The 4,609-nt window shown below is 63.3% G+C and carries 5 protein-coding genes; 4 read left to right on the top strand and 1 reads right to left on the bottom strand.

The window, feature by feature from the left end:
• The first annotated feature begins 115 nt into the window (after positions 1 to 115).
• From EN781_RS26675 to EN781_RS26665, 3 genes are all read left to right on the top strand, one after another.
• The gene (locus EN781_RS26675; protein ID WP_126058240.1) at positions 116 to 637 is read left to right on the top strand and encodes a YcnI family protein; all 522 of its coding nucleotides are present in this window, start codon (positions 116 to 118) and stop codon (positions 635 to 637) included.
• 56 nt (positions 638 to 693) lie between these two features.
• A complete protein-coding gene (locus EN781_RS26670; protein ID WP_127400490.1) occupies positions 694 to 2,325 on the top strand; it encodes a copper resistance CopC/CopD family protein in 1,632 nt (543 codons plus the stop codon).
• Positions 2,326 to 2,405: 80 nt separating this feature from the next.
• The gene (locus EN781_RS26665; protein WP_126058242.1) at positions 2,406 to 3,083 is read left to right on the top strand and encodes a hypothetical protein; all 678 of its coding nucleotides are present in this window, start codon (positions 2,406 to 2,408) and stop codon (positions 3,081 to 3,083) included.
• Between the two features lie 66 nt (positions 3,084 to 3,149).
• Here the strand turns inward: EN781_RS26665 and EN781_RS26660 are convergent, their stop codons facing one another.
• Positions 3,150 to 3,587 carry a VOC family protein gene (locus EN781_RS26660; RefSeq protein WP_126058243.1) on the bottom strand — a complete coding sequence of 146 codons (438 nt, stop codon included), beginning with the start codon at positions 3,585 to 3,587 and terminating at the stop codon, positions 3,150 to 3,152.
• 190 nt (positions 3,588 to 3,777) lie between these two features.
• Between EN781_RS26660 and gndA the strand changes: the two genes are divergently transcribed.
• On the top strand, positions 3,778 to 4,609 hold an 832-nt coding region (gene gndA / locus EN781_RS26655), incomplete at its 3' end, for an NADP-dependent phosphogluconate dehydrogenase (RefSeq protein WP_127400489.1).

Raw genomic sequence — 4,609 nt, 5'->3', positions numbered from 1 at the left:
CCTTCGAGAAGGCCGGCAGCGTCACTGTCGAGTTCGAAGTCGAAGGCATGGGGGAAACCGGCGAAATGGACCAGGCCGAGTGACCCGGCAACCACACAAACTCCGAGGGACAATCATGAACAAGTATCTTTTGACGGCCGGGGTGCTTTTCGCGCTCGGGACAAATGCGGCGCTGGCCCATGTTACGCTCGAAACCCAGGAAGCGCCTGTCGGTTCGACCTACAAGGCGGTGCTTCGCGTGCCGCATGGCTGTGAGGGCAAGGCGACGACCGCCGTGCGCGTGCAGATTCCGGAAGGGGTGATCTCGGTGAAGCCGATGCCGAAACCCGGCTGGACGCTGCAGACCAAGAAAGGCAAGTACGAGAAGTCCTACCAGCTCTATGGCGAGACGCTGACCACCGGCGTCAAGGAGGTCGACTGGAGCGGCGGCAATCTGCCGGACGAATTCTATGACGAGTTCGTCTTCAGAGCCAATCTGACGGTGGATCTGCCTGTCGGCCAGATGCTCTACTTCCCCGTCGTGCAGGAATGCGACGGCGGCGCCGCGGCGCGCTGGATCGAGATACCGGCCGCCGGGCAGGAGGAGGACGAACTGGAAAATCCGGCGCCCGGCGTCAAGCTCCTGCCGAAGAAATGATCTGCCGGCGGCGCGCTCCGTTCCAGGGCGCGTGCCGTCTGCCTCGCGATGGTGGCATGAGCGCTTCCCCAAGGACCTGCATCGACGACTGGCGAGCCGTCCGGCTTTTTGCCCGGCTTATGGCTGTCCTGTTGCTGTTTGCGGCTCTGGCGCTGCCGGACCGCGCCTTCGCGCACGCGGCGCTGATCAACGCCGATCCCGTCGACGGCGCGGTGCTGGCGCAAAGCCCGGCAAAATTCTCACTGAGCTTCAGCGAGCCGGTGTCGCCGCTGGTGCTCAACCTGGTGCGGCCGGACGGCACGTCGGTTGCACTGACCGCCTTCCGCCACGACGGCCAGACGATCGACATCGACAATCCCGGGATGCTGAAATCCGGCACGCACGTGCTGAGCTGGCGGGTGATTTCGGAGGACGGCCATCCGGTCGGCGGTTCGGTGCTGTTTTCCATCGGCGCGCCGAGCACGCCGCCGGCGGTCGCCGAGGCGGTGGACGGGAGCCTACGCGCTGCCATCTGGATCGGCAAGATCCTGCTCTATGTCGGGCTGTTTCTCGGCGTCGGCGGAGCCTTCGCGCTTGCCTGGCTGGCCAAGGGCGGGCGCTGCGGCCAGCGCTTCGTCACTGCCGCAATCCTGTGCGGCGTGGCGGTGGCGCCAATCTCGCTCGGGCTGCAAGGGCTGGATGCGCTCGGCGCACCGCTTGGCCGGCTGGTGCAGCCGGTGATCTGGCAGACCGCGTTCGGCACCAGCTTCGGCTGGACCGTCTTGATCGCGCTGATTGCGCTCGGCCTCGGCCTGCTGTCGCTGGCCGGGCCGCGCGGCGGCCGCAAGCCGCTTGCCCTTGCCGGGCTGGCCGGCGTCGGCGCGGCGCTCGCCGCCAGCGGACATGCCAGCGCCGCCGAGCCGCAATGGCTGACACGGCCGATGGTGTTCCTGCACGGTGCGGGCGTCGCCTTCTGGGCCGGCGCCCTGGTGCCGCTCGGGCTTTCGGTGAGGCGGCAGTCAGAAGAGGCCAGGCTCTTCCTGCGCCGGTTTTCGCGCGCGATCCTGCCGGTCGTCGCCATGCTTGCCATGGCCGGCATCGTGCTTGCCGTCATCCAGGTGCAGACGCCGTCGGCGCTGGTTGGCACCGCCTATGGCAGGCTCCTGCTGGTCAAGCTGGTGCTGCTCCTGTTTCTGTTCACGCTCGCAACCGTCAACCGCTGGACGCTGACGGCTCCGGCCGAAGCCGGCGCCACCGAGGTGCAGCGGCGGCTGGCGCGCTCGATCGGCGCCGAGGTGCTGATCGTGGTCGCCATCTTCGCCGTCGCCGCCGGCTGGCGTTTTACTCCACCGCCGCGCGCGTTGGCGATCGCCGCCGCGCAGCCGGTGTCGATCCACATCCACACGCTCAAGGCCATGGCCGATCTCAGCATCACCCCGGGCCATGCCGGGCCGGTCGCCGCATCGATGGTGATCATGACCGGCGATTTCGGGCCGCTCGACGCCAAGGAGGTGACGCTGGTGCTGTCGAAGCCCGATTCCGGCATCGAACCGATCAAACGTCCGGCGACCAAACCCGGCGATGGCAGCTGGCGCGTCGATAATCTGGTCATCCCGGTTCCAGGCCGCTGGACGGCGCGGCTCGATATTCTTATCTCGGACTTCGAGGTGGTGAAGATCGAAGCGCCGATCGATATCCGCGCTGAATAATATACCAGATGGCTATGCTCTCGTTTTCCACTTAAGCTGGTGTTCCGGATCGGAGTGATGCTGTTGACGGAGCGCTTTTCTTGGCAAAAGCAATTGAATCAGTGGTCATGTCGACCCGGTTTATTGTGAAAGTATGTTGCGGTTTTCTGGTCTTTTTTCTTGTTTGCGGATGCGATCTCACAGGTAAAACAAGCTTGATGCAGCCGAGTTTGACCCGTGAGGAGCGTCTGAAGTTTGCCGCAGAATCCTACTTCAAAAACCAATGTAAAAAGCAGTGGGCGCTGCTCTGGCCCATGGCGCGAGAGGGCGATGGCGAAGCCCTTTCAGAGCTCGCCTTTGAACTTGGGGGAAGGCTCGAGATACCTGCCTCGGATTCGGATATGAAAGTCGATCCGGGAGATAAGTCATTTGCCAATGTGCTTGTCATGACGATCTACGGTGCGACAGCGTTAAAACATCCTGACAAGCGCAATCTTCACTACCTCTTTGACCCCGCTAGATGGAGGAAGGGCGATGTAACGGTAGTATCCATTCGCTCTGGCCGGATCAGTTATAGCTCGATCAAGGCTCCCCCTCCAGTTTCAATAACAAAGTTGGAAAATTGCCTGTCTCAGGCAAATTCCCCCGCTGCCGGCGACAGATGTGTCGCTCAGGCCATCGAATTGGGGCTCATTCCAAGCTTTTCCGAATACAGCAAAGCCATGGACGCAGTCCTGCCCACGTATCGCCCGGAGAGCTGCATTCCTCGCCCCTGGTAAGAGGAAAGTAACCTAACGCCGGAACGTGATCTGACTCCCGGGAAGCCGCGCCGAGCTCCCAATGCGCTAGCGGAGTTCCTGGGCCAACCCGATGAGATGTCCTTCCGGACCGCGTATGTAGCAGAGCCGATAGACGTCCTGGTAACGGACGACTTCACCGACCAGCTGCGCGCCGCGCTTGCGCAGCCTTTCCAGCGTGTCGTCGATGTCGTCCACGGTAAACATGACGCGAAGGTAGCCTAGCGCGTTCACTGGGGCGTTACGATGATCGGCGACGACAGGCGGCGCGAGGAAACGGGAGAGCTCGAGCCGGCTGTGGCCGTCCGGCGTGCGCATCATGGCAATCTCGACGCGCTGATCGCCGAGACCGGTGACACGTCCGGACCATTCTCCTTCGATCGTCGCCCGCCCTTCAAGTCCGAGGCCGAGTTCGAGAAAGAAGGCAATCGTCTCTTCGAGGTCCTCGACGACGATTCCTACATTGTCCATCCGTTTGACTGCCATATGTCCAACCTAACGCCGTATGTTCAATCGGCAAGGCGTCACCTGGCCTCCCAACGGACCCTTCTCAACTCGGCCCTGTCCTGAATCTGGACCGACACAATTCGGCGAGGCGGTTGACGCGGCGCGAAAGGCCCGTCAATCATCCCGGCAAAACACGGCCCAACAAAATTCGGAAAGCAGGGAAGAAACGATGGAAAAAGCCGAAATCGGCCTGATCGGCCTTGGCACGATGGGCTCCAACCTGGCGCTCAACATCGCCGAGCATGGGCACCGGATCGCCGTCTTCAACCGCACGCCGTCGCGCACCGACGCCTTCGTCGCGGGCGCCGGGCCGCTGAAGGACATGGTCGTGCCCTGCTACAGCCTGGAGGAACTCGCCGCCGCGATCCGGCCGCCGCGGCCGATCATCATCATGGTGCTGGCCGGCAAGCCGGTCGACGAGCAGATCGCGGCGCTTCGCGGCGTGCTGTCCGACAACGACATCGTCATCGATGCCGGCAACGCCAATTTCCGCGACACGATGCGGCGCTTCTCCGAATTGTCCGGCTCGGGCCTGACCTTCATCGGCATGGGGGTGTCCGGCGGCGAGGAGGGTGCGCGCCATGGCCCGTCGATCATGGTCGGCGGCACGGAAGACTCCTGGAAGCGCGTCGAGAAGGTGCTGACGGCGATCTCCGCCAAGTTCAAGGACGAGCCCTGCGCCGCCTGGCTCGGCAGCGACGGCGCCGGACATTTCGTCAAGACGATCCACAACGGCATCGAATATGCCGACATGCAGATGATCGCCGAGATCTACGGCATATTGCGCGACGGCCTCGGCCTGGGCCCGAAAGAAATCGGCGCCGTCTTCGCCGACTGGAACAAGGGCCGGCTCAATTCGTATCTGATCGAAATTACCGCCAAGGTGCTGGCCGCCGACGATCCGAAGACCGGCAAGCCGGTGGTCGACATCATCCTCGACCGCGCTGGCCAGAAGGGCACCGGCAAATGGTCGGTCATCGAGGCGCAGCAGCTCGGCATTC

It is taken from the genome of Mesorhizobium sp. M4A.F.Ca.ET.090.04.2.1 (genome assembly GCF_003999085.1).
Taxonomy (GTDB): domain Bacteria; phylum Pseudomonadota; class Alphaproteobacteria; order Rhizobiales; family Rhizobiaceae; genus Mesorhizobium.
This window is presented reverse-complemented; position numbering and strand designations above follow the sequence as displayed.